This is a genomic window from Pseudorhodoferax sp. Leaf265, assembly GCF_001422365.1.
In the GTDB taxonomy this organism is placed as follows: Bacteria; Pseudomonadota; Gammaproteobacteria; order Burkholderiales; family Burkholderiaceae_C; genus Pseudorhodoferax.
Map to the genome: position 1 here is coordinate 401,135 of NZ_LMMT01000039.1, position 25,432 is coordinate 426,566.

Genomic DNA, 25,432 nt, shown 5'->3' on the forward strand with positions numbered 1-25,432 from the left:
CGCCTTGCCGCTCAGAATGGGACGTAGGTGACATGGCAGTTGCTCTGCACAGGGCAATCGAGGCCCGTCGCTGGCGCCAAGGCGCTGGCGCCGGTTGAACGCCAGGAGATGGCGATGCCCATCTGTCGAGCGCTTCCGCCCGCGGCGAACACATGGGCGTCGCTGCCAGGAAGCGCTTGCGCCAAGGCATCGCGCCATGCCGACAAGTCGGCGCGTGCCAATGCGCTGCCCAGGCAGGGCGCGCTGCGGCAATCCGCCGGCGCCGGACGCTCGCCCCAAGCCAGCTGGTAGCTACCGCTTGCTGCTGCGTTGCGGTTGAAGAGCATGCGGTCTGCGAGATCCTCGGTCAGGAGAAGCGCCATGCTACGTGCGGCGGTGTCGCGGCCATCGGCCAGGTGCCGCGCCTGGGTCCAGGCCAGCGCACCGATGCCGGCCGACAGCACGAGCATGGCCACCAGCGATTCCAGCAAGGTGATACCGGTCTGGTGCGTGCGGTGGTTGCGGTTCAGCATGTGGCCGTCCCCGTGACGGTGCGCACACGTCCTGTGCGGTTGACGCACAAGACGGTGGTCATCGGTGTGACTTCTGCTGCTGGAGCAATGACAAACTTGTGGGCAACCAGCACAGGCACGCCGCTTCGGCCGAACTCCATCGCGGGTCCGCCGCCTGGGTGCGTCAATCGAACGCCGGGTGGCGGAACGAAGCGCTGCAGTGTCCGTGCTTCGTCCGGCAGTGCCGCTTGCACATCCCAACCGCAGCTCCAGTCGTGCACGGTGGCCAGCAGCGCACCGCAGTCGATCCGCCGCTGCAGTGCGACCGGGGCGTTGCGTCGCACCGCCTCCCAGCGTGCCAACTGCATTGCGCTGGTCAGTTCGGTGCGCACCGTGGCGACGCGCTGGCGCTGCAACAGATCGCGCCACGCAGGCCCTGCCAGCGAGGCCAGCACGCCGACGATCAACAGGCAGACCATGGTCTCGACCAAGGTCATGCCTGCAATGGCGCTGTGCGCGCCAATCCTCAAATGGAAGAGCCTCATGACAACCTCTCAGCGCAGTGGCAGGAGGCAGTCTAAGGATTCAATTGCTTACAAAAAAGATGCAAAGTTCACAGAGAATCTCTTTGCATACGATTTGCGAATTTTTCAGCGTTTGACCTCGTCAACGAGTGTCTTGAACTCCTCGATGTCGGCGAAGCTGCGGTAGACGCTGGCAAAGCGCACGTAGGCCACCTTGTCGAGCTTCTTCAACTCGCGCATGACGAGTTCGCCAATGGATTGCGATGGAATTTCGCGCACGCCCAGGTTCAGCAATTTCTCTTCGACGTGCTCGATCGCTGCGTCCATCTGCTCCGTGCTGACGGGCCGCTTGCGCAACGCCAGCGCGAAGGACGAACGCAGCTTGACCGGCGAATACTCGGTGCGCCGGCCATCTTTCTTGACCACGGCCGGAAAGCTGACTTCGGCGCGCTCGTAGGTCGTGAAACGCTTGTCGCAGCCGGCACAGCGCCGGCGCCGGCGGATGAAGTCGCCGTCTTCCGAAACCCGGGTCTCTGCGACCTGGGTTTCGGCGTGGCCGCAGAAGGGGCAGCGCACGGGGGGCTTTGCTTGGCCGCTGATTCAGCGGTAGACCGGGAAGCGCTTGGTCAGCGCGGCGACCTTGATGCGCACCTGGGCGAGGTTGGCTTCGTCGCGCGGGTTGTCCAGCACGTCGGCGATCAGGTGGGCCGTGGCATGGGCCTCGTCCGTACCGAAGCCGCGCGTGGTCATGGCCGGGGTACCGACGCGCACGCCGCTCGTGACCATCGGCTTTTCCGGGTCGTTCGGGATGGCGTTTTTGTTGATGGTCATGTGGGCAGCGCCCAGCACAGCCTCGGCTTCCTTGCCGGTGATCCCCTTGGCGCGCAGGTCGACCAGCATCACATGGCTTTGCGTGCCGCCGCTGACGATGCGCAGGCCGCGCGCCGTCAGCGTTTCGGCCACCACGCGGGCGTTGTCGAGCACGCGTTGCTGGTAGGCCTTGAACTCGGGCGCCTGGGCTTCCTTGAAGGCAATGGCCTTGGCGGCGATCACGTGCATCAGGGGGCCACCTTGCAGGCCGGGGAACACGGCACTGTTGATGGCCTTCTCGTGCTCGGACTTCATGAGGATGATGCCGCCGCGCGGGCCGCGCAGGCTCTTGTGCGTGGTGGAGGTCACCACGTCGGCATGCGGCACCGGGTTGGGGTAGACGCCCGCGGCGACCAGGCCGGCGTAGTGCGCCATGTCGACCATGAAGATCGCGCCGACATCGCGCGCCACCTTGGCGAAGCGCGCGAAGTCGATGTGCAGGCTGTAGGCCGAGGCGCCAGCGATGATCAGCTTGGGCTTGGTTTCGTGCGCACGGCGCTCCATCGCGTCGTAGTCGATCTCTTCCTTGGCGTTGAGGCCGTAGCTCACCACGTTGAACCACTTGCCGCTCATGTTCAGCGCCATGCCGTGGGTCAGGTGGCCGCCTTCGGCCAGGCTCATGCCCATGATGGTGTCACCGGGCTTGAGGAAGGCAAGGAACACGGCCTGGTTGGCCGAGGCACCGCAGTGCGGCTGCACGTTGGCGGCGTCCGCGCCGAACAGCTGCTTGACGCGGTCGATGGCAAGTTGCTCAGCCACGTCCACGTACTCGCAGCCACCATAGTAACGGCGGCCGGGATAGCCTTCGGCGTACTTGTTGGTCAGCTGCGAACCCTGCGCGGCCATGACGGCGGGCGAGGCGTAGTTCTCACTGGCGATCAGCTCGATGTGGTCTTCCTGGCGACGGTTTTCGGCCAGGATGGCAGCGTACAGCTCGGGGTCGGTTTGCTCGATCAGGATGTTGCGGTCGTACATGGCAGTCCTCAGAGGTATGGCCTTGTATCAGTACAAGGGCTGCCCAGGCGAACGGCTGAACGCGGGGGATCACAAGGATCCTGCGGTACGCTTCCCAGTGGTTGTCGAGGAGCTTATGAAAGTCCGGCGGTTCCACGTCAGCATGCGGTCTGCGCTTGACCGTTGCCTATCGCCAGTTGCGTACGGGCGCTAGTGTAGCCGAGCCACCGGCCCGGCCGCCTGCATCAGGAGGCGCTCTGGGACAGCGACAGCAGCGTGTCGTCGGCCTTGGTCTGCACCGGATCGATCTGCGGGTCGGTGGCCGGCGCAGCTGCGGGGATCACGCGCGGCTCGGGCGGCGGCAGCGTGCGGCCGGTCGCCACCTGGAATAGCCGGGCATGCTCGGCCAGCACCTTGAGCGCGTAGTTCTGGCCTTGTTCACCGAGGCCATCGCCCACGTAGTGGCGCAGGCCGCCCTCGATGGAGCCAGCGCGGGCAATGCACTCCTGCAGCACCTTGACGCCGACCTTGAGGTTGGTGACCGGATCGAAGGCCGCCAGCGTGCCGCCGAAGCGGTCGTACTTGGCGGTGTGCACGCGCGTCATCACCTGCATCAGGCCTTGGGCCCCCACCGTGCTCTGCGCAAACGGGTTGAAGCCGGACTCGACCGCCATGATGGCCAGGATCAGGGTCGGATCGAGCTTTGTCTGGCGGCCCACCTCGTAGGCTTCTGCCACCAGCGCGCCGAGCGGCTCGGGCGCGACGCGGTACTTCTTGCTGAGCCAGAACGCCACGGCGGCCTGCTGCTTGGGCAGCTCGGCCGGGTTGGTGGCGGTGGCGCGCTCGATCGCGCCGGGCTCGGACGGTTGCCAGGCGGCTTCGGTGGTGGCGATGTGGCGCTCCTGCAGCCAGCCCATCAACTCCACTTCCGCGGACTGACGCAGGTCGGGCCGCGCCAATGCGGTACCGGCACACACCACCACGACCAATCCCAGCAGGGCGAAGCCGTTGTGGGTGATCTCGAAGAACCCTTGGGCGACGTCGGACGCGAACGTCCTCAGCCCTTGCCCGATGTTCTGTAAAAGCTCCATAGCCTTCCTTCTCTCAGAAGCCCGCCGCCACGGCGCGGGGCTGTGGCGGAAGGGCTTGTCGATCGGATGGGGTCCATGTCCGGAATCGCGGTGTTCCTGCAGAAGGATGCGACTCTTGGCCTTGTGGCACTACGGGAAAACCCCAGGGGCCCCTGTTGGGGCTGGCGGATTCTAGAAGTGGCTTTAATAACAAGTCAAGAATATCAAATTTATTCGTTATTCTCTGTGGGAATTTTAAAAGTGGGCGCGCCAGGCGGTTTGTGTCAACACAAGCGCATCAATGGCGAACACTTTTGTCATTGAAATACCGGCTTTGCCAGAGCTTGTTGTGGCGACTAGAGTGAAGGCGCTTGCCTGACAGCGAGCATTCCACCGGTAGGAGCAGTTCTGCGGCATTCGTGCCAAGGGTTGCAGCCCCGGTCACCCCTTGGAGGCAATCCCTTGCTTCCACCGCATGGCAGGACATTGACCTCCAGCCTGCGAAAACGGCGGCGAAAGACGATGAGTCCGCTGCCCGGCCCGGCGTCCAGGATCTTCCTGGCGCCGGGCTTTCTTGTTGGGCCGGCGCAGTAGGATGCGGGCATGCTCGCAGCGCTTCGCTCCCGTCTTCCCCTCTGGCTGCAATGCCTGGCCCTGGCTCTCCTTGTCTTGGCGTTTTTCTGGAGCGCCGGCATGCTGTGGGTGCCGTGGTTGCTCAAGCCCCAGGCCGAGCACGCCATCGGCGATGCGCTGGGCCGCAGCGTGCAGATCGGCAAGGTGGAATTCCGCCCCTGGAGCCTGGAACTCACACTGCAGGATCTGGCCGTGCGCACCCAGGACGGCGCAGGCGACCAGCTGCACATCGGCCAGATCTACGTCAACGCGGCGCTGGCCTCGCTCTGGCGCCTGGCACCCGTGCTCGATGCGCTGGAAGTGAGCCAGCCGCGGCTGCAGCTGCGCCAGCAGTCGCAGGGGCACTACGACATCGACGACATCCTGGCGCGCCTGTCGGCGCCTTCGGACAAGCCCCCGGGCGAGCCACCGAAGTTCGCGCTCTACAACCTGGCACTCATGGACGGGGCCGTCGAATTCCAGGATGACGTGGTGGGTCGCCAGCACAGCCTGCGTGGGCTCCAGCTGAGCCTGCCCTTCCTGAGCAACCTGCAGGCCGACCGCGAAATCCAGACCCAGCCGCGGCTGGCGTTCACGCTCAACGGCAGCACCTTCGACTCTTCAGCCCAGAGCACGCCGTTCCTGGATTCGCGCAAGACGGCGGCGCACTTCTCCATCCGTGGTTTCGACGTGCAGCCCTACCTGCCTTACTGGCCGCACGGGCTACCGGTCAAGTTGCAAGCCGGCGTTCTGGAGGCCGACCTGGCCATGGATTTCGAGCAGACACCGGCGGCCTCGGTGGTCGTCAAAGGCCAGCTGGGCCTGCATGGCCTGCAACTGCAGGACGCTGGCGGTGGCGAGCTGCTGCAGGTCGAGCGCATCGCGCTGGACGTGGCCGAGTTGCGCCCGCTGCAGCGGGTGCTGCGGCTGGCCTCGCTCGAGGTCGACGGACCGCAGTTGCGGGTGGAGCGTGACGGCGCCGGCCGGCTGAACCTGTTGCCTGCTGCGCCAGCGACAGCAGAGCCTGCGCCAGCCGCCGAGCCGGCCGCCTCTGCGCCGGCCTGGTCGGTGGTGCTGGACAAGGCCGCGCTGCAAGGCGGGCGCATCGCCTGGCGCGACCAACTGGCGGCACCCGGCGGGCCGCCGGCCGAACTCGCGGTGGACCAGTTGACGCTGGCGCTGCAGGACCTGGCCTATCCCTTCGCCCAGCCGATGCGCCTGCAGGGCTCGGCCCAGATCGGCGGTGCCGCCGCGCTGGCCTTCGAGGGCAGTGCGACCGACCAGGCCGCAGACCTGCATGCCACGCTTGACAAGGCTCCGCTGGAACTGGGCGCGCCCTACCTGGCGGGCGTGGTCAAGCCGCGCCTCAAGGGCGAGTTGTCGGCGCGCCTGGCGCTGGCCTGGAAGGCCGAGGGCGGCCTGGTGCTCAACGCCGAGCAGCTCAGCGTCACGCAGCTCGCGCTGGCCACCGCCGAGCCCACCGACATCCGCAAGCTGGAAGTGCGCGACGCCCGCGTCGATCTGGCCAACCGCTCTGTGGATGTGGGCCGTGTGCAGGTGGAACGGCCCCGCCTGGCGCTCGCGCGCGATGCCAAGGGGCGCTGGATGTTCGAGGAGTGGCTGGTGCCCGCGCGCGCCGAGCCCGCGCCTGCGTCGGCGTCGGAAGGTGTGCCCTGGCACATCGGTCTGCGTTCCATCGAAGTCGACGAAGGTACGCTGGGCTACGCCGACCAGTCCACGGCGAGGCCGGTCGCGCTGGCCGTTTCGGCGCTCAAGTTGCGCGCCGGTCCCTTGCAGCTCGACCAGCGCGCGCGTGCGATGCCCGTGGAACTGTCGGCCGCCGTCGCTGCCGGCAAGAGCGCGCCGGGCAGGCTGTCGCTGCGCGGCCAGCTGGCGCTGGAACCGACGGTCTTGCAGGCCGACCTTGACCTGCAGTCGCTGCCCCTGCACGCCCTGGAGCCCTACTTCGGCGAGGCGCTCAACGTGCGGCTGCAGCGCGCCGACACCAGTTTCAAGGGCAGCTTGCGCTACGCGGCGCAGAGCGGCGGCCCGGCATTGCGCGTGGCGGGCGACCTGGGCATCGACGACCTGCGCGCCCAGCAGGGCACTGCCGACGCCGCGCAAGCCGCCGGCGGGCGCGACCTGCTGACCTGGAACACGCTGCGCATGCGCGGCCTGGCGCTCGAGATGGCTCCCGGCGCGGCGCTCGCTCTGGCCGTGAAGGAAACGGCGCTCAGTGATTTTTACGCGCGCGTGATCGTCGACGAGACCGGCCGCATCAACCTGCAGGACCTGGTCAAGGCCGCGCCCGCGGATGCCACGGCCACTGCCGCGCCGGCCGGCCCGGCACCCAACATCCGCTTCGGGCCGATCCAGGTGCAGGGCGGCCGTGTGCTGTTCTCCGACCGCTTCGTCAAGCCCAACTACACGGCCAACCTCACTGAGCTGCAGGGCCGTCTCAGCGCCTTCGATTCGGCCGGCGCCGTGGGCGGCCAGCCGGCCATGGCCGACCTCACGCTGCGCGGCCGGGCCGAGGGCACGGCCTCGCTGGAGATCGACGGCAAGCTCAACCCGCTGGCCAAGCCGCTGGCGCTGGACATCCGTGCCAAGGTGCGCGATCTGGAGCTGCCGCCGCTGTCGCCGTACTCCGTCAAGTACGCCGGCCACGGCATCCAGCGTGGCAAGCTCAGCGTGGACCTGCACTACGAGGTGCTGCCCAACGGCCAGCTCACGGCCAGCAACAGCCTGGTGCTGAACCAGCTGACCTTCGGCGATCCGGTGCCGGGCGCGCCGGCCAGCCTGCCCGTGCGCTTGGCCACGGCCCTGCTGGCCGATCGCAATGGTGTGATCGACTTGAACCTGCCGATCCAGGGCTCGCTCAACGACCCGCAGTTCAGCATCGGACCGGTGATCTTGAAAATCCTCGGCAACCTGATCCTCAAGGCGGTGACCGCGCCGTTCAGCCTGCTGGCCAGTGCCTTCGGCGGTGGCGGGGAGGAGCTCGGCAAGGTGGCCTTCGCGCCTGGCCTCGCCACGCTCGACAAGGACGCCGAGCAGCGGCTCGACAAGGTCGCGCGTGCATTGACCGACCGGCCGGGCCTCAAACTCTCGGTGATCGGCACGGCCAGCCCCGAGGCCGAGCGCGAGGCCTTGAAGCGCGCACGGCTCGGGCGCCTGGTGCAGGCCGAAAAGCGCCGCGAAGTCGTGGCCGCGGGCCAGCCGCTGCCTGCGCAGGGGGTCGGCGCCCCGCCGACCGCGGTCAGCGCAGAGGAGTACCCGGCCCTGTTGAAGTCGCTCTACGCCCGCGCCGAGCTGGCCGACAAGCCGCGCAATGCGCTGGGCATGGCCAAGGAACTGCCCGTGCCCGAGATGGAGGCACTGTTGTTGGCCGACATGCAGGTCTCCGACGAATCCGTGCGCAACCTGGCTGTGCAGCGCAGCGTGGCCGTGCGCGACTACCTGGCCGCGCAGCAGGTTCCGCTGGAGCGCCTGTTCCTCGGCGCGCCGCGCACCGTGGCGTCCGGAACCGGCTGGGCACCGCACGCGGAACTGGAGCTGGCCACGCCCTGAAACCACCGCACAGCGGTACCGGCGCAAAACCAGCGAAAATGGCGGGCTTGGCGCGCCGACCGGTGCGCCCCTCATGGATCCTGCGGCCGCCCGATTTGCCGAGGCGGCCGCTTCTTTTCGCAGAACACCCGTGGTGACAACGACTCCTTCCAAATCCCATGACTCCCAGGCGCTGGACGCCCTGACCGGTGGTGCTTTCTCCGCGCCGACCTCGGGCGAGCGCGCTGCGCGCATCCGCGACTGGCTGGCCGGCAACCCGGATGCCGAGCTGATCCAGCAGGTGTTCCAGGAGCTCAGCGTGCGCGACCGCGGTGCTGCCAAGCCACTGCGCGAGAAGCTCGACGAGATCAAGCGCGCGCGTGGCCAGGAAGCCCTCGCATCGGAATGGGCCGCCAAGGCCCAGGCCTTGCTGGAATTGCCGCGTCTGAACATCGCCGACGCCATGGCCTGGCAGCGCGACGCGGCCAAGGCCGGCGCACCGCTGTCCAAGGAGCCTCTGTCCTCGTTCAGGACGCAGCTGTCCGAGCGCGTGCGCGGCATCGAGGACCTCCAGCACCGCGTGCAGGTGCAGCGCGAGGCCGCCGTGCTGCTGGCCCAACGCATCGAAGTGCTGTCGACCAAGCCCTGGCAGGACGCACAGGCCGCGCTGGAAGCCCTTCGCACCGACGTCGCCGCCTGGCAGCAACAGGCCGACACGCTGGCGCAGGACACCAACTGGGCCAGCGTGGACGGCAAGTTCCCGCCGTTGCTGGACGCCTCCAAGGCCCAGTTGCTGGTGGTCTGGGATGCCTTCCAGGCTTCGCTGGAGCAAGCCCGCCTGGCTTCGGAAGACGCCGATGCGCCGCTGCCGCCCGTGCGCGTCTGGGCCGATGCGCTGCGCCTGGCGCGCGGCGAAGTGCTCGAGCCCGTGGCTGCCCCGGCTGCGGCGCCCAAGCCGGCGCGCCCCGCCGTCGATCCGGCCCAGCGTGAGCAAGCCGAGGCGCGCGTGAGCGAGGCCCTGGCCAAGCTGCAGCAGGAAGTGGCCGAAGGCCACGGCAAGGCCAGCAGCGCCGCCGCTACCGCGCTGCGTGCCGTGCTCAAGGACCATGGCCGCCATGTCGGCGACAAGCTCGAGGCCGAAGTCCACACCGCGCTGGTTTCGGCCGGTGAACTCGAAGGCTGGCAGCGCTGGCGCGCCGACCAACTGCGCGAAGAGCTCGTGATCAAGGCCGAAGGCCTGCTCAAGCGGCCCGAAGGCCATGCGCTGGGCGGCCGCAAGATGCAGGACACGCTGCGCCAGATGCGCGAGCAGTGGAAGCAGACCGACCAGGGCGGCCCCGCCAACCACGCACTGTGGAAGCGCTTCGACGAAGCCTGCAACGCGGCCCACAAGGTCGTCGAAGAGTGGCTGGACAAGCGCAAGACCGAAGCCGCCGAGCACAAGGCCCAGCGTCTGGCGTTGCTGGAAGAACTGAAGGCCTGGGCCGCAGAACATGCCGCATCGACCGACTGGAAGCTGCTAGGCCGTTCCCTGCACCAGTTCGAGAACCGCTGGCGCGAAGCCGGTCATCTGGGCGAGAAGGCCTTTGCTGACCTGCAGAACCAGTGGAAGGAAGCCATCCAGGCCACTGCGGCGCCGCTGGAACAGGCGCAGCAGGCCAGCATCGACCGCCGCCGTGCCTTGATCGAGGAAGCCAAGGTCCTGGGCGCGGCCCCCATGCTGCGCATCGATGCCGTCAAGGCGCTGCAGCAGCGCTGGCAGTCCGAGGCGCAGACCATTCCGCTGGAGCGCAAGTTCGAGCAGAAGCTGTGGGATGCCTTCCGCAAGCCGATCGACGAAGCCTTCCAGCGCAAGACCGAAGAGCGCGAGAAGGCCGCCGGTGCCATGAGCCAGGTCGACCGTGCCGTGCTGGATGCGGCCCGTGCGGTGGAGGCCGCCAACGCAAGCGGTGACGCACAGAAGATCCGCAGCGCGCTGGCCGCGCTGGAGGCTGCCACGCGTGGCCAGGCCGCTGCCGCTGCGGCGGCGGCCGTGCCAGCGGCGCCGGTGGCCGCGCCTGCGGCTGCCGAAGCGCCTGCAGACGCAGCCGCCACATCGGCCGATGCACCGGCCGACGCAGCGCCCGAAGGCGAAGCCACCGCCGAAGCGCCGGCTCCAGCGCCCGCACCGGCTCCCGTGCGCAAGCCCGTGGTGGCCATGCGCGGCGACGACCGCCCCGGCATGCAGAAGGCCCAGCCAGCGCCCGCCCGCGGCGGCGCGCGCTTCGGCGACCGGGATCGCGGCTCCGCACGCCCCGGTGACAACCGCTTCGAGCCGCGCCGCGACGGCCGTGACGGTGGCCGCTTCGGCGACCGCCCGCCCATGGCAGACCGCGGCCCGCGCCTGGGCGATGCTGCTTTCCGCGCCCAGCGCGAGGCGACCGAACACGCCCAGGCCGCGCTGCGCAAGCTGGCGGCCCAGGCCCACGGCGAAGTGCTGACCAATCTGCTGGGTGCCTGGGAGAAGCGCGCCGCCGAGCAGGTGCCCAGCGCGCAGGAATTGGGCGGCGGCGTCAATTCGGCGGTGCGCGGCCAGTGGGTGCAGAGCATCGCTGCGCCTGCCGGCGATGACAAGGCGGCTGCCGAAGCGCTGCTGCGCCTGGAGATCGCTGCCGAGGCGCCGACGCCGGCCGAGCAGATCAGCGCGCGCCGCATGCTGCAGCTGCAACTGCTGACGCGCCGCAACGACCCGTCACCGGCCCAGACCTGGGCGCAGGACACCGCCAAGGTGCTGGCGAGCCCCTACGACGCAGGCACCGCCCGGAGGGTGCAGAACGTGCTGAAGGTGCTGCTCAAGCGCTGATCGGTGCTTGCCAGATCCCGTGCCATCATGGCGCGGGCAACAAAAAAGCGCCCGAGGGCGCTTTTTTTATGGGGGAGCCGCTCGCTCAGACGCGCTTGCGGTACTCGCCCGTGCGGGTGTCGATTTCGATGCGGTCGCCTTGCGCCACGAACAACGGCACCGGCACTTCGAAGCCGGTGGCGATCTTGGCTGGCTTGAGCACCTTGCCCGAGGTGTCGCCCTTGACGGCCGGCTCGGTCCAGGTGATTTCGCGCTCGACGCTGGTCGGCAGTTCCACCGAGATGGCCTTGCCGTCGTAGAACACGACTTCCAGCTCCATGCCGTCTTCCAGGTAGTTCAGTGCGTCGCCCATGTTCTCGGCTTCGACTTCGTACTGGTTGTACTCGGAGTCCATGCAGACATACATCGGGTCGGCAAAGTAGGAGTACGTGCAGTCCTTCTTGTCCAGCACGATCTGGTCCATCTTGTCGTCGGCCTTGAACACCACTTCGGTGCCGAAGTTGGCGATCAGGCTCTTGAGCTTCATGCGCACGGTGGCGGAGTTGCGGCCGCCGCGGCTGTATTCGGTCTTCAGCACGACCATGGGGTCCTTGCCGTGCATGATCACGTTGCCGGCGCGGATTTCTTGAGCGATCTTCATAAGCGTTCTGCGGAGAGGTTGGTTGCCCGGCCCGTTAGGGTGCCGGGGCGCAACCCTGTACTCTGCGGGCTGCGTCAAGGTTGCGAGATTTCTTTGGGAAATTTCGCAAAGCCCGCGATTTTATCGCCTTTCGGCAACGAAGTGGCGCAACTGGCCGACGAGGTCGGGTTGTGCGAGCAGTCTTTCGCGCGCCGATTGCACGCAGGCGCCCCATTCGCTCAGCAGGGCGGCGCTCAGCGGCGCCAGCGCGGGGCTGGCCAGCCCGTTCCAGGCGGCGTGGAAGGCACGCAGCGAGGGCGGGGCCTGGAGCCAGTCCAAGAAGGCTTGCAGCTTCTCGTGGTGGGCACCGTCATGCTGCGGGTAGATCTGCCAGACCAGGGGCTGGCCAGCCCACAGCGCGCGCACCAGCGAATCCTCGCCCCGCACGCAGTTGAGGTCGCAGGCCCAGAGCAGCGCGTCGAATTCCGGCTGGGGCCGGGACGCCAGCCAGTGCACGCGCAGGCCGGGTGGGAGGTGCAAAGCGCGCACCGCGGCCGTTGCGCGCCCCGGCGTGACGAGCAACTGGGCGCTGGCCTCGGCCACGCGCTGCAGCAGCGCCGGCAGGGCCGGTGGCTCATAGCAGAACAGCGAGACGGCCAGGCCGCCGTCCGCCAGGCCCTGCTGGCGGCGCCAGGCGGTCCTGTCGAATGCGGCCTGGCGCTGCAGCAGGTCGGGCTCGCGCAGCAGCCCGCCCGTGTCGGGCGTGAAGCCGGGGTAGTAGAACCAACGCGTGCGGCCCGTGGCTGGGCCGGTCATCAGCGGCGAGGGCAGGGCGTGGCAGCGCGCCACATAGGCCTCGGCTGAGAGGTACTCCAGGTTGATCCAGACCGGAGGTGGCTCCGCCTGGCCGAAGGCCTGGAGCCAGGCCGCTGGCGGCTCGCAGCCGAAGGCCTCGACCACGACCTCGCCCAGGCCACCGGCCGGCGCCGCTTCCGGCCAGGGGTGGACCTGCACGCCGGCCTGGCCCTGCGGCGCCATCCAGGCCAGCGCGCTGGCGTCGTCGCACCACAGGCGGACGTGCTCGCCACGCTGCGCCAGGTCGGCCGCGAGCCGCCAGCACACGCCCAGGTCGCCGTGGTTGTCCACCACGCGGCACAGGATGTCCCAGGTCATGCCGGCACCCCTGCATCGGCCTGCAGGTGCTCGACCAGCAGCCGCGCCGCACCGCCCGGCTGCTCGTCCGCGCGCAGGCACAGCATGAGCCGGCGCCGGGCCCAGGCCTCGTCGAGCGCCACGAGCCGGATCGACAGCGCGCTCTTGTAGATCTGCGCACTGCCGCGCGGCAGCACGCCCAGGCCCATGCCGGCCGCGACCATCAGGCACAGCGCGTCATAGCCCGAGACCTGCATGCGCAACTTGAGCGGCAGCCCGGCCTCGGCGGCCCCGCGCTGCAGCTGGTGGTGGATGGCGCTGCCCGGGTGCGTGGCGACGAGCTCGTAGGGCAGCACCTCGGCCAGCCGCACCTGCTTGCGCCGCGCCAGCACATGGCCGGCCGGCAGGGCCAGCACCAGTTCGTCCTCGCGGTAGGGCAGGAGCCGCAGATGGGCGCCGTAGCTGCCCTCGTTGAGGATGCCCAGGTCGGCCGCGTTCTCGGCCACGCTGCGCGCGATGGCACTGCTGATCTGCTCCTGCAACTGCACCTGCACGCCCGGGTGCCTGGCCATGAAACGCTGCAGTTCGCCCGGCAGGAACTGCGTGATGGCCGAGATGTTGGCCACCAGCCGCACCTGGCCGCGCAGACCGCTGCCGTACTCGCGCATCTGCAGCGCGATGCCGTCCAGGTCATGCAGCACGCCGCGTGCGAGGTTCAGCAGCGCCCAGGCCGCGTCGGTCGGCTGCATGCCGCGGTTGCTGCGCGCGAACAGCTCCACGCGCAGCTGCTGCTCCAGCTCGGCCAGGCGCCGGCTCGCGGCCGAAGGCGCGATGTTCTCGCGTGCGGCGGCGCGCGCGATGGCGCTCTCTTCCATCACGGCGACGAACAGGCGCAAGGAGACCGGGTCCAGCTTCATGGGCTGCGATCGTAGCCGCCATGCCGGATCGCGATGGCAGCTTCGCGCATCGGGATTTTGCACCGGCAGCGGCCTGGCGCATGATGCGCGCCGTTTGCAACGCAGGAGACGAGACGATGGAGACAGACAAGCCGCTGGCCCTGGCCGGCGTGCGCGTGGTCGAGATGGGGCAGCTGATCGCCGGCCCCTTCTGCGGCAAGACGCTCGCGGAGTTCGGCGCTGACGTGGTCAAGATCGAGGCGCCCGGCGGCGGCGACCCGCTGCGCAACTGGCGCATGCTGCGCAATGGCACCTCGGTCTGGTGGCAAGTGCAGTCGCGCAACAAGCGCTCGCTGGCGCTGGACCTGCGGCAGGCCGAGGGCCAGGACATCGCGCGCAAGCTCATCGCCGAGGCCGACGTGCTGATCGAGAACTTCCGCCCCGGCACGCTGGAGGGCTGGGGCATGTCGCCCGAGTCGCTGCACAGTCTCAACCCTGGCCTGGTCATGCTGCGCATCTCGGGGTACGGCCAGACCGGCCCCTACCGGGACATGCCCGGCTTCGGCGTGGTTGGCGAGGCCATGGGCGGGCTGCGCCACCTGACCGGCGAGCCGGGCCGCGTGCCGGTGCGCTGCGGCATCTCGATCGGCGACACACTGGCCGCGCTGCACGGCGCCATCGGTGTGCTGACGGCGCTGTACCACCGCAAGGTCAACGGCGGCCAGGGCCAGGTCATCGACGTGGCGCTGCACGAGGCCGTGTTCAACTGCATGGAGAGCCTGGTGCCCGAGTACAGCGCCTTCGGCGCCGTGCGCGAGGCCGCCGGCAGTGCACTGCCCGGCATCGCGCCCAGCAACGCCTACCCCTGTGCCGATGGTTGGGTGCTGGTCGCTGGCAACGGCGACAGCATCTTCAAGCGCCTGATGACCGCCATCGACCGCGACGACCTGGGCGCAGCGCCCGACCTGGCCGACAACGCCGGCCGCGTGGCGCGCGTGGCCGAAATCGACGCGGCCATCGGTGCATGGACGGCGGCGCGCACCGTGCAGCAGGTGCTGGACGCGCTGGGCGAGGCGCGCGTGCCGGCCGGCAAGGTCTACACCGCGCGCGACATCGCCGAAGACCCGCACTACCGGGCGCGCGACATGCTGCTGGAGCAGACCACGCGCGATGGCGACACCGTGACCGTGCCGGGCATCGTGCCCAAGCTCTCGGCCACGCCGGGCCGCATCCGCACGAGCGCGCCGCGCCTGGGCGACGACACCGACGCGGTGCTGGCCGAGGCCGGACTGACGGGCGAACAGATCGCGCTGTTGCGCAGCAAAGGAGTGATTGCATGACGACCGACATCTGGCAAGGCGCCGGCCGGCGCATCCACATCCAGGAGGTCGGCATGCGCGACGGCCTGCAGATGGAGCAGGCCTTCGTGCCGACCGAAGACAAGATCGCGCTGGCCAACGCATTGTCGGCGGCGGGGCTGTCCAAGATCGAGGTCACGTCCTTCGTCTCGCCCAGCGCCATTCCCGCGCTGCGCGATGCCGAGACCGTGATGCGCGAGATCACCCGGGTCCCCGGCGTGGTCTACACCGCGCTGGTGCCCAATGTGCGCGGGGCCGAGCGTGCCATCGAGGCCCGCACCGACGAGCTCAACCTGGTCATGTCGGCCAGTGCGACGCACAACCTGGCCAACCTGCGCATGACGCAGGAGCAGTCCTTCGCGGCGCTGGCCCAGGTCATCGCCACGGCCCAGGCCGCGGGCGTGCCGGTCAATGTGTCGCTTTCCTGTGTGTTCGGCTGCCCGATGGAGGGCGATGTGGCAACCGAGGCCGTGTTCGGCTGGGTGCAGCGCTTCGCCGAACTGGGTGTGGCCGGCATCACGCTGTGCGACACCACCGGCATGGCCTACCCGTCGCAGGTGCTGCCATTGGCCGCCACCGCACGTGCCCGCTGGCCCGGGGTGCTGTTCACGCTGCACTTCCACAACACGCGCGGCATGGGCCTGGCGAACGTGCTGGCTGGCATCGCCGCCGGCGTGGACTGCTACGACACCTCGCTGGGCGGCCTGGGCGGTTGCCCTTACGCGCCCGGTGCGTCCGGCAATGTCTGCAGCGAGGAGATCGTGCATGCGCTGCAGCTCATGGGGTACGACACTGGCGTGGACCTGGCGCTGTTGATTGCCGCAGCCCAGCGCCTGCCGGCACTGATCGGCCATGAACTGCCGGGCCAGATCGTCAAGGCTGGCCGGCGACTGGACCTGCACCCCGTGCCTGCGGGCTTCGCCGCCACGCGTGCCCGGGCCCTGGCCCGTGCCTGAATCCATTTTTCAAGGAGACACACCATGATCGTCCGACGCACCCTGCTGCTGGCCCTGGCCGCCAGCGCCTTGGCCGCCCAGGCGCAAGACACCTACCCCAGCAAACCCATCACGCTGATCGTGCCGCAGGCAGCTGGCGGTGCCAACGACGCCATCGCCCGCGTGCTGGCGCAGCGCCTGTCCGAGCAGTTGCACCAGAGCGTGGTGGTGGACAACAAGCCCGGTGCCGGCGGCACGCTGGCCACGGCCAACACCGCCCGTGCCAAACCCGACGGTTACACGCTGCTGGTGACGGCCGACAGCGCGCACGTGATCGGCCCCGCGCTCTACAAGAACCCGGGCTTCGATCCGGTCAAGGACTTCACGCCCGTGGCACCCATCGCCACGGCCGGCTACACAGTGGTGGCCAACCCGTCATTCCCGGCCAACAACGTGGCCGAACTCATTGCGCTGGCCAAGGCCGCGCCGGGCAAGTACAGCTACGCCTCGGCCGGCAACGGCACGCTGAACCACCTGATCGGCGAGATGCTGCAGAAGGCGGCCGGCATCCAGCTGCAGCACGTGCCCTACAAGGGTTCGGCCGCGGCGGCTGCCGATGTGGCCGGCGGCCAGGTGCCGCTGTCGGTGCAGAGCCTGCCGTCGGTGATCGGCCTGGTGAAGAGCGGCAAGCTCAAGGTGTTGGGCGTGGTCAACGAGAAGCGCGTGGCCGCGCTGCCCGAGGTGCCCACCATCGGCGAGACGCTCAAAGGCTTCGGCCAGGCGCCCTGGTACGCCATGTTCGCGCCGGCCGGCACACCGGCGCCCATCGTTGCGCGCCTGCAGGCTGCCGTGGCCACCGCGCTGGACCAGAAGGAGACGGTGGAGAAGCTGGCCGGCGTGGGTTGCGAGCCCTTCAAGGGCTCGGCGCAGCAGCTCGCTGCGCTGGTGCAGTCCGACCTGCCCAAATGGGCGCGCGTGGTCAAGGAGACCGGTGCCCAGGTGGATTGATTTTTTGAAACCAGGAGACATGAACCCATGCAACGCATTCGCCGCTCCCTTCTCGCGCTGGCCGCGCTGAGCGCCATCTCTGGTGCCGCCCTGGCCCAGGCCTACCCGAACAAGCCCATCACCATGGTCGTGCCCACGGCCACGGGCGGCACGACCGACCTGTCGGCCCGCATGCTGGCCCAGGCCTTGACACCCGTGCTGGGCCAGTCCGTGATCGTGGACAACAAGGGCGGCGGCAACGGCGCGATCGCGGCCGGGATCGCCAAGCGCGCGGCTGCGGACGGCTACACGCTGCTCATGCAGTATTCGGGTTACCACGTGATCTCGCCGCACCTCACCAAGGTGCACCAGTGGGAGCAGGCCGACTTCCAGCCCGTCGCGAACGTGATCTCGGCACCGCAGATCATCGTGGTGCGCGAGGGCCTGCCCGTGAAGACGCTGGCCGAGCTGATCGCCTATGCCAAGGCCAACCCCGGCAAGCTCAATTACGCCTCCTCGGGCAACGGCTCGCTGCAGCACGTGACGGGCGCCATGCTGGAGCAGCAGGGCGGCATCAAGATGGTCCACGTGCCGTACAAGGGCACGGGCCCGGCGCTGCAGGACCTGCTGGGCGGGCAGGTCGACCTGACCTTCGGCACCGCACCGCCGTTCATGCCGCACATCCAGGCAGGCAAGCTGCGCGTGCTGGCCGTCACCGGCAAGCAGCGCCTCCCAAGCCTGCCGGATGTTCCGACCACGGCGGAAGCCGGCCTGCCCAAGGTCGACGCCACCTCATGGTTCGCGCTGTTCGCGCCGGCTGCCACGCCCAAGGCCATCGTCGACAAGCTCACGGCCGATGCGCGCACCGTGGTGCAGAGCGCCGAATTCCGCAAGAAGGCCGAAGAGCAGGGCGCCACAGCCGACTACCAGGACCCGGCGCAGTTGGGGGCCAAGGTCAAGGCCGACCTGGCCAACTGGGCCGAGGTGGTCAAGAGCGCGCGCATCGAAGCCGAGTAGCACCACGGCGCCAGCGGGGCGGGGGCACGGCCACAATACGGCCATGCCCTCGATGCATTCCGATGAACTGCTGGCCCAGGTGGCCGCGCTGCCCGCACTGCCGGGCGTGTACCGCTATTTCGACGCTGCCGACCAGTTGCTCTACGTCGGCAAGGCGCGCGACCTCAAGAAGCGCGTCTCCAGCTATTTCCAGAAGACCCACGGCGGCACGCGCATCGGCCACATGGTGGCCAGCATCGCGCGCATGGAGACCACCGTGGTGCGCTCCGAAGCCGAAGCGCTGCTGCTCGAGAACAACCTGATCAAGGCGCTCGGTCCCAAGTACAACATCCTGTTCCGGGACGACAAGAGCTACCCCTACCTCAAGATCACCGGTGCCGGGCCGACCGAGCAGTCGACCTCGCGCCAGACCGCGCCCACGGACTTCCCGCGCGTGGCCTATTACCGCGGCGCGGTGGACAAGAAGCACCGCTACTTCGGGCCGTTCCCCAACGCCTGGGCGGTCAAGGAATCCATCCTGTTGCTGCAGAAGGTGTTCCGCCTGCGCACCTGCGAAGACACGGTGTTCGTGAACCGCACGCGACCGTGCCTGCTCTACCAGATCAAGCGCTGCTCGGGCCCCTGCGTGCACTTGATTGCCCCGGGCGACTATGCCGAGGACGTGCGCAACGCCGAGCGCTTCCTCGACGGCGAGACCCAGCAGGTGCTGCAGGGCCTGGAGCAACGCATGATGGCGCACGCCGAGAAGCTGGAGTTCGAGCAGGCGGCCGAACTGCGCAACCAGATGGGCGCGCTGTCGCGCGTGCTGCACCAGCAGTCGGTGGACACCGGTTCGGACAAGGACGCCGACATCCTGGCCGTCAAGGTGCAGGGCGGGCGCGCCTGCGTGAACCTGGCCATGGTGCGCGGTGGCCGCCACCTGGGCGACCGGCCGTACTTCCCGAGCCATGTGGACGATGCCGTGGCGCTGCAGGCGGCCGAGGCCGAGAGCGATGCGCAGGCCGCCACACCGGTGGAAGTGCAGGTGCTCGAGGCCTTCATCGCCCAGCACTACACGGGTGTGGCCGTGCCGCCGCTGCTGATCACCAGCGAGGCTGTTTCAAAAGACCTCATCGCGGCGCTGTCGGCCGACAGCGGCCAGCGCGTGACTGCCCAGCACCAGCCGCGCGAGCAGCGCCGCCAGTGGCTGGAGATGGCCGAGAAGAATGCCGCGCTGCAGCTGGCCCGGCTGCTCGCCGAGGAGGGCTCGCAGCAGGCGCGCACGCGCGCGCTGGTCGAGGCGCTGGACCTGGCGCCGGACGCGTTGGAGCAGTTCCGCATTGAGTGCTTCGACATCTCGCACACGGCCGGCGAGGCCACGCAGGCGTCGTGCGTGGTGTTCCAGCAGCACAGGATGCAGAGTTCGGAGTACCGGCGCTTCAAGATCGAAGGCATCACGGGCGGCGACGACTACGCCGCCATGCGCCAGGTGCTCACGCGGCGCTATGCCAAGTTCTCGCCGCAGGCCATTGCAGAGGCGGCGGCCGAAGCGGGGAAGGCTGCACAGCTCGAACCGCAGGCCGAGGCGGCGCCGCCATCCAAGGCGCGCATGCCGGACCTCGTGCTGGTCGATGGCGGCCGTGGCCAGGTCTCGATGGCGCGCGAGGTGTTCCAGACCCTGGGGTTGGATATCGGCCTCATCGTCGGTGTCGAAAAGGGCGAGGGCCGCAAGGTCGGCCTGGAAGAACTCGTGTTCGCCGACGGCCGGCCCAAGGCCCAACTGGCGCGCGATTCGGCCGCACTGATGCTGGTGGCCCAGATCCGCGACGAGGCCCACCGCTTCGCGATCACGGGCATGCGCGCGGCGCGTGCCAAGGTCCGCACGGGCGGTAGCCGCATCGAGGAGATCCCGGGCATCGGCCCCAAGCGCCGGGCCCGGCTGCTGCAGCGCTTCGGCGGTGTGCGCGGTGTGGCCGCGGCCAGCGTGGACGACATCGCCACCGTCGAAGGGGTGTCGCGCGAACTCGCCGAACGCATCTACAAAGCCTTGCACTGAGACCCGGACCGGCGCCATGGCCGGACGCAAATAAGGCGTTCGGTCGCATGCCACAATGCCCGCCATGTTCTGGACGATTCCCACCATCATGACGTGGACGCGCATCGTCGCGATCCCGATCATTGTGGGGGTGTTCTACCTGCCGTTGCCGGTGGCCACCTGCAACCTGATCGCCACCGTGCTGTTCGTGGTGTTCGCCGCCACCGACTGGCTGGACGGCTACCTCGCGCGCAAGCTCAACCAGACCTCGGCCTTCGGCGCCTTCCTCGATCCGGTGGCCGACAAGTTCCTGGTCTGCGCGAGCCTCCTGGTGCTGGTGCATTTGAACCGGGCCGACGTGTTCGTGGCGCTGATCATCATCGGCCGCGAGATCGCGATCTCGGCGCTGCGCGAATGGATGGCGCAGATCGGCGCCTCGCGCAGCGTGGCCGTGCACATGATCGGCAAGCTCAAGACCACGGTGCAGATGGTGGCCATCCCCTTCCTGCTCTACGACGGCCGGCTGTTCGGCTTCGTCGACACCGCGCTGTGGGGCATCGTGCTGATATGGGTCGCCGCCGTGCTGACGGTTTGGTCCATGGTCTATTACCTGCAGAAGGCGATCCCCGAGATCCGGGCCCGCGCCAAATGAGCCTGTCCAGCGGCTGGGTACGGTCCATGCCGGTGGTGTTCGTGCTGATCTGGAGCACCGGTTTCATCGTGGCGCGCTACGGCATGCCGCAGTCTCCCCCGCTCAAGTTCCTGGCCCTGCGTTTTGCGCTGGCATTGCTGTGCTTCGGTGCCTGGGCGCGCCTGGCGCGCGCGGCCTGGCCGGCCAGCGGCCGGCAGTGGCTGCACCTGGCCGCGACGGGCGTGTTCATGCACGCGGGCTACCTGGGTGGTGTGTGGGCCGCGGTCAAGCTCGGCATGGGGGCGGGCCTGGTGGCCTTGCTGGTGGGGCTGCAACCCGTGCTCACGGCGATCTGGGTCGCTTCGCGCGGCGGCCAGGTCGCCGGCCGACAGTGGACCGGTTTGGCGCTGGGTTTCGGTGGCCTGGCGCTGGTGGTCTGGCACAAGCTGGGGCACGGCGAGGTCGGCGGACAGAACCTCATGCTCGCCTTGCTGGCGCTGGCCAGCATCACCATCGGCACGCTCTACCAGAAGCGCTACCTTGCGCCCTGTGCCGTGCCCACGGCCAACTGTGTGCAGAACCTGGCCGCGCTGCTGGTCACGCTGCCGCTGGCGCTCTTGCTGGAAACCGAGGCCATCCGCTTCAACGCCGACTTCATCGGCGCCATGGCCTGGTCGGTCCTGGTGCTCACGCTGGGCGGCAGTTCGCTGCTGTACCTGATGATCCAGCGCGGCGCGGCCACGGCCGTGACCAGCCTGCTGTACCTGGTGCCGCCGACCACCGCGCTCATGGCGTGGCTGCTGTTCGGCGAGCCCATCACTGTTTTCACCCTGGCCGGCACGGCGCTGACGGCCTTCGGCGTGGCGCTGGTCGTGCGCCCGCCGGCCACCACCAAGAGGAGCACACCATGAGCAAGAAACGCATCGCCGTGATCGCCGGCGACGGCATCGGCAAGGAAGTCATGCCCGAGGGCCTGCGCGTGATGGAGGCGGCCGCCAGCCGCTTCAACATCGACCTGCAGTTCGACCACTTCGATTTCTCCAGCTGGGACTACTGCGAGAAGCACGGCAAGATGCTGCCCGACGACTGGAAGGAGCAGATCGGTGGCCACGACGCGATCTACTTCGGCGCCGTGGGCTGGCCCGAGAAGATTGCCGACCATGTGTCGCTGTGGGGCTCGCTGCTGCTGTTCCGCCGCGAGTTCGACCAGTACATCAACCTGCGCCCTGCGCGGCTGATGCCCGGCATCGTGGCGCCCGTGGTGCGGCGCGACGGCAGCGCCCGCGCGCCCGGCGAGATCGACATGTACATCGTGCGCGAGAACACCGAAGGCGAGTACTCCTCGATCGGTGGGCGCATGTACGAGGGCACACCGCGCGAGATCGTGATGCAGGAGACCGTGATGTCGCGCCACGGCGTGGACCGCGTGCTCAAGTTCGCCTTCGAGCTTGCGCAGTCGCGGCCCAAGAAGCATCTGACCAGCGCCACCAAGTCCAACGGCATCGCGATCACCATGCCGTACTGGGACGAGCGCGTGGCCGCCATGGCCAAGGCTTATCCGGGCGTGACGCTCGACAAGTTCCACATCGACATCCTGACCGCGCACTTCGTGCAGCGACCCGACTTCTTCGACGTGGTCGTGGCCTCGAACCTGTTCGGCGACATCCTGTCCGACCTGGGCCCGGCGTGCACCGGCACCATCGGCATCGCACCCAGTGCCAACCTGAACCCCGAGCGCACCACACCTTCGCTGTTCGAGCCTGTGCATGGCTCCGCGCCGGACATCGCGGGCAAGGGCATCGCGAACCCGATCGGCCAGATCTGGTGCGGCGCGATGATGCTGGAATTTCTGGGCCACAAGGACGCGCACGACGCCGTGCTCCGGGCGATCGAGGCCGCGCTTCAGCCCGGCAGCGGCGCGCCGCGCACGCCGGACATCGGCGGCAAGGCCTCGACTTCGGACCTGGGCCGCGCGATTGCGCAGGCGCTCTGAGCGCGCCTGCAAACTGGTGGATGCGGGTGCGCGCGAGGCGTTTTGGCGCACCCCAAATGCGTCTAGAATCCGCGTCCGCGCCGCACGAGAGACCATGGCTTGCAAGCCTGTTTCGAGGTGGTCGCGGCATTGCTGACGCCGCAACAATTCGTTCCCACTCCCCCAGCCAGATGCGCGCCGCTTCTCGTGCGGGCCGTGGAAACATTTCGTGTCGAATCCGACCACACAACCCAAGTGAGGGACCCTCGTGAACAAGACTGAACTCATCGAACACATCGCCAACAACGCCGACATCTCCAAGGCTGCCGCCACGCGCGCCCTGGAGTCGACCATCGAGGCGGTCAAGAAAACCCTGAAGAAGGGTGGCACGGTGTCGCTGGTGGGCTTCGGTACCTTCGCGGTTGGCAAACGCGCGGCCCGTACGGGCCGAAATCCCCGCACCGGCGCGGCGATTAAAATCAAGGCTGCCAAGGTTCCCAAATTCCGTCCGGGCAAGGCGTTGAAAGACGCCCTGAACTGATCCGATTTGCAGTGGGGTGCTTAGCTCAGTTGGTAGAGCGGCGCCTTTACACGGCGTAGGTCGGCGGTTCGAGACCGTCAGCACCCACCACCCACTCCGGCCAAGGCGAACGTTGCGTTCGCCTTTCGTTTTTCTGCGAGACCATTTGCATGTTCGATTTCGTCCGCCAGCACACCAAGATCATGATGGGACTGCTGTTCCTTCTGATCATCCCGTCGTTCGTGTTCTTCGGGTTGGAAGGCTACACGCGGATGAACGAAGGCGGCCATGTGGTGGCGCGCGTGGCCGGCTCGGAGATCAAGCAGATCGAATGGGACAACGCGCACCGCAACGAAGTGCAACGCATGCTGGCGCAGACGCCCACGCTGGACGCGCGCCTGCTCGATTCGCCCGAAGCCAAGTACGCCACGCTGGAGCGCCTGGTGCGTGACCGCGTGCTGGCCGTCGCGGCCGACGAAGCCCATCTCGTGACCACCGATGGCCGCCTGGCGCGCGCGCTGCAGGAAGACCCGGCCATCGCCAGCCTGCGCAAGCCGGACGGCAGTCTGGACGTGGAGCGCTACCGCCTGCTCGTGGGCGCCCAAGGGATGACGCCCGAGATGTTCGAGGCCAACGCGCGCCGCCAGATCTCCACGCGCCAGGTCATGGCCGGCGTGGGCGAATCGGCGTTCGGTGTGGCGGCTGCGGCGGACGCCACCTTCGGTGCCTTCCTGCAGCGGCGCGAAGTGCAGGTGGCGCAATTCCCGGCCGGCGACTTCAGCGCCGGGCTCAAGCCGACCGAGGCCGAACTGGAGGCCTGGTACAAGGGCCACGTGGAGCAGTTCCGCGCGCCGGAGCAGGCCAAGATCGAATACGTGGTGCTGGACCTGGACGCCGTGAAGAAGAACATCGCGGTGAACGAGGACGACCTCAAGACCTTCTACACGCAGAACAATGCCCAACTGGCCGGCAAGGAAGAACGCCGCGCCAGCCACATCCTGGTCGATGCACCCAAGAGCGCCTCGGCCGATGAGCGCGCCAAGGCCAAGGCCCGTGCCGAGCAGCTGCTGGCCGAAGTCCGCAAGAACCCGGCCAGCTTCGCCGACGTGGCCCGCAAGAGTTCTGACGACAAGGGCTCCGCGGCCGGCGGCGGCGATCTGGACTACCTGACCCGCAGCGCGATCGACAAGCCCATCGCCGATGCCATCTTCGGCCTCGGCAAGAAGGGCGACATCAGCGATGTGGTGGAGTCGGACTTCGGCTTCCACGTGATCCAGCTGACCGACATCCGCGCCCCCAAGGTGCCGAGCTTTGCGGAGATGCGCACGCAGCTGGAGGGCGAGCTGCGCACCCAGCAGGCGCAGCGCCAGTTCGCCGAAACCGCCGAGACCTTCACGAACACCGTCTACGAACAGTCCGACAGCTTGAAGCCCGTGGCCGACAAGCTCAAGCTGCAGATCCAGACCGCCACCGTCACGCCCGTGCCGGCGGCCGGCGCCACCGGTCCTCTGGCGAATGCCCGCCTGCTCGAGGCGGTGTTCTCGGCCGACGCCACGCAGCAAAAGCGCAACACCGAGGCCGTCGAGGTCGGCACGAACCAACTGGTTTCCGCACGGGTGGTCGAACACAGCCCGGCCCGCACGCAGGCGCTGGCCGAAGTGCAGGACCAGGTGCGGGCCCGCTGGACCGCACAGCGCGCGGCCGAGCTCGCCAAGCAAAAGGGCGAGGCCCAGCTCGCCGAATGGAAGACGCAGGGCGACAAGGCCAAGCTGCCCGCGGCCGTGACCATCGCGCGCGACGACACGCACCAGTTCCCGGCCAAGCTCATCGATGCCGCGCTGCGCGCCGATCCCGCCGCCCTGCCGGCGCTGCTGGGTGTCGACCTGGCGGAGCAGGGCTATGCCGTGGTCCGTGTCGACAAGATCGCGCCGCCACGCGCGCTGCCGGCCGAGGCCGAACAGCAGGTGCGCCAGCAGTACGCGCAGACCTGGGCAGCGGCCGAGACCGTGGCCTACTACAACCTGCTCAAGGAGCGCCTCAAGGTCCGCATGGAAGTTGCGGCGCCTGCGGGGATGCCGGCGCAATGAGACTCAAAGCTGGGTTATACTGCTGAGCTTTCGTGGTGGCTGTAGCTCAGTTGGTAGAGTCCCAGATTGTGATTCTGGTTGTCGTGGGTTCGAGCCCCATCAGTCACCCCACCGAATTGCCGTGAAGCCTGCGTGATGCAGGCTGACCAGCCAGATGCCTGACCTTCCGAGGTCAGGCATTTTTTTTTCCGTATCGCAAGCTGCGCTGTACAGCTGCGCATTTTCTGCAACAGTGGCGGCGAGACTTGACCATCAACCCGCACGGATGTGCTAGTGTGTGCCGTTGCTTCGCCGGGCCTGCGGTCCACCGTCCGCACGCCGTGCCGGCACAT

General features: G+C 68.4%; 20 protein-coding genes, 2 tRNA genes and 1 riboswitch. Of the genes, 14 read left to right on the forward strand and 8 right to left on the reverse strand.

Features of this window, described 5'->3' with window-relative positions; genetic code table 11:
• Window positions 1–11 precede the first annotated feature (11 nt).
• From pilV to ASF45_RS30825, 5 genes are all read right to left on the reverse strand, one after another.
• Window positions 12–512, reverse strand: a complete 501-nt coding sequence (gene pilV, locus ASF45_RS30805; protein ID WP_056672670.1) for a type IV pilus modification protein PilV — start codon at window positions 510–512, stop codon at window positions 12–14.
• A complete protein-coding gene (locus tag ASF45_RS30810; protein ID WP_082551373.1) occupies window positions 506–1,036 on the reverse strand; it encodes a GspH/FimT family pseudopilin in 531 nt (176 codons plus the stop codon). Before ASF45_RS30810 ends, pilV begins: the two co-directional genes overlap by 7 nt.
• Window positions 1,037–1,141: 105 nt before the next feature.
• A complete protein-coding gene (nrdR, locus tag ASF45_RS30815; protein ID WP_056672674.1) occupies window positions 1,142–1,591 on the reverse strand; it encodes a transcriptional regulator NrdR in 450 nt (149 codons plus the stop codon).
• 24 nt (window positions 1,592–1,615) lie between these two features.
• Window positions 1,616–2,860, reverse strand: a complete 1,245-nt coding sequence (gene glyA / locus ASF45_RS30820; protein ID WP_056672676.1) for a serine hydroxymethyltransferase — start codon at window positions 2,858–2,860, stop codon at window positions 1,616–1,618.
• 34 nt (window positions 2,861–2,894) lie between these two features.
• Window positions 2,895–3,050: riboswitch (ZMP/ZTP riboswitch) on the reverse strand.
• A 34-nt stretch (window positions 3,051–3,084) separates the two neighbouring features.
• Complete coding sequence (locus tag ASF45_RS30825) at window positions 3,085–3,930, reverse strand: lytic transglycosylase domain-containing protein (RefSeq protein WP_082551374.1); 846 nt, start codon at window positions 3,928–3,930, stop codon at window positions 3,085–3,087.
• Between the two features lie 672 nt (window positions 3,931–4,602).
• Here ASF45_RS30825 and ASF45_RS30830 point away from each other — a divergent pair.
• Together ASF45_RS30830 and ASF45_RS30835 are read left to right on the forward strand one after the other, a co-directional pair.
• Window positions 4,603–8,091, forward strand: a complete 3,489-nt coding sequence (locus tag ASF45_RS30830) for a DUF748 domain-containing protein (RefSeq protein WP_056672678.1) — start codon at window positions 4,603–4,605, stop codon at window positions 8,089–8,091.
• Between the two features lie 73 nt (window positions 8,092–8,164).
• Window positions 8,165–10,912 carry a DUF349 domain-containing protein gene (locus tag ASF45_RS30835; protein WP_056672680.1) on the forward strand — a complete coding sequence of 916 codons (2,748 nt, stop codon included), beginning with the start codon at window positions 8,165–8,167 and terminating at the stop codon, window positions 10,910–10,912.
• 85 nt (window positions 10,913–10,997) lie between these two features.
• On the opposite strand, the gene efp is transcribed toward ASF45_RS30835, so the two are convergent.
• The 3 genes from efp to ASF45_RS30850 all read right to left on the reverse strand — a co-directional run bounded on the left by efp (window position 10,998) and on the right by ASF45_RS30850 (window position 13,600).
• The gene (gene efp / locus ASF45_RS30840) at window positions 10,998–11,552 is read right to left on the reverse strand and encodes an elongation factor P (protein WP_056672682.1); all 555 of its coding nucleotides are present in this window, start codon (window positions 11,550–11,552) and stop codon (window positions 10,998–11,000) included.
• A 120-nt stretch (window positions 11,553–11,672) separates the two neighbouring features.
• On the reverse strand, window positions 11,673–12,704 hold the full coding sequence (gene earP, locus ASF45_RS30845; RefSeq protein ID WP_056672684.1) for an elongation factor P maturation arginine rhamnosyltransferase EarP: 1,032 nt from the start codon (window positions 12,702–12,704) through the stop codon (window positions 11,673–11,675).
• Complete coding sequence (locus ASF45_RS30850; RefSeq protein ID WP_056672686.1) at window positions 12,701–13,600, reverse strand: LysR family transcriptional regulator; 900 nt, start codon at window positions 13,598–13,600, stop codon at window positions 12,701–12,703. Before ASF45_RS30850 ends, earP begins: the two co-directional genes overlap by 4 nt.
• A gap of 116 nt (window positions 13,601–13,716) precedes the next feature.
• Between ASF45_RS30850 and ASF45_RS30855 the strand changes: the two genes are divergently transcribed.
• From ASF45_RS30855 to ASF45_RS30910, 12 genes are all read left to right on the forward strand, one after another.
• Window positions 13,717–14,919, forward strand: coding sequence for a CaiB/BaiF CoA-transferase family protein (locus ASF45_RS30855; protein WP_056672688.1), 1,203 nt, complete (start codon window positions 13,717–13,719; stop codon window positions 14,917–14,919).
• Window positions 14,916–15,893 (forward strand): hydroxymethylglutaryl-CoA lyase, encoded by a 978-nt coding sequence (locus ASF45_RS30860; protein ID WP_056672690.1) that lies wholly within the window; start codon window positions 14,916–14,918, stop codon window positions 15,891–15,893. The genes ASF45_RS30855 and ASF45_RS30860 overlap by 4 nt, the downstream gene beginning before the upstream one ends.
• A 24-nt stretch (window positions 15,894–15,917) precedes the next feature.
• Entirely contained in the window at window positions 15,918–16,880 is a 963-nt protein-coding gene (locus ASF45_RS30865; RefSeq protein WP_056672692.1) for a tripartite tricarboxylate transporter substrate binding protein, read from the forward strand.
• Between the two features lie 27 nt (window positions 16,881–16,907).
• Window positions 16,908–17,876, forward strand: coding sequence for a tripartite tricarboxylate transporter substrate binding protein (locus tag ASF45_RS30870; RefSeq protein ID WP_056672694.1), 969 nt, complete (start codon window positions 16,908–16,910; stop codon window positions 17,874–17,876).
• 43 nt (window positions 17,877–17,919) lie between these two features.
• The gene (uvrC, locus tag ASF45_RS30875; protein WP_056672696.1) at window positions 17,920–19,911 is read left to right on the forward strand and encodes an excinuclease ABC subunit UvrC; all 1,992 of its coding nucleotides are present in this window, start codon (window positions 17,920–17,922) and stop codon (window positions 19,909–19,911) included.
• Between the two features lie 64 nt (window positions 19,912–19,975).
• A complete protein-coding gene (pgsA, locus tag ASF45_RS30880) occupies window positions 19,976–20,542 on the forward strand; it encodes a CDP-diacylglycerol--glycerol-3-phosphate 3-phosphatidyltransferase (protein WP_056672887.1) in 567 nt (188 codons plus the stop codon).
• The gene (locus tag ASF45_RS30885; RefSeq protein WP_056672698.1) at window positions 20,539–21,432 is read left to right on the forward strand and encodes a DMT family transporter; all 894 of its coding nucleotides are present in this window, start codon (window positions 20,539–20,541) and stop codon (window positions 21,430–21,432) included. Before pgsA ends, ASF45_RS30885 begins: the two co-directional genes overlap by 4 nt.
• Window positions 21,429–22,514: a tartrate dehydrogenase gene (locus ASF45_RS30890; RefSeq protein ID WP_056672700.1), complete on the forward strand. Its 1,086-nt coding sequence runs from the start codon at window positions 21,429–21,431 to the stop codon at window positions 22,512–22,514. Before ASF45_RS30885 ends, ASF45_RS30890 begins: the two co-directional genes overlap by 4 nt.
• Before the next feature lie 247 nt (window positions 22,515–22,761).
• On the forward strand, window positions 22,762–23,034 hold the full coding sequence (locus ASF45_RS30895; RefSeq protein ID WP_056672701.1) for an HU family DNA-binding protein: 273 nt from the start codon (window positions 22,762–22,764) through the stop codon (window positions 23,032–23,034).
• 14 nt (window positions 23,035–23,048) lie between these two features.
• A tRNA-Val gene (locus tag ASF45_RS30900) sits at window positions 23,049–23,124 on the forward strand.
• A gap of 59 nt (window positions 23,125–23,183) precedes the next feature.
• Window positions 23,184–25,100 (forward strand): SurA N-terminal domain-containing protein, encoded by a 1,917-nt coding sequence (locus ASF45_RS30905; protein WP_056672703.1) that lies wholly within the window; start codon window positions 23,184–23,186, stop codon window positions 25,098–25,100.
• Between the two features lie 35 nt (window positions 25,101–25,135).
• A tRNA-His gene (locus ASF45_RS30910) sits at window positions 25,136–25,211 on the forward strand.
• The last annotated feature ends 221 nt before the right edge of the window (window positions 25,212–25,432 follow it).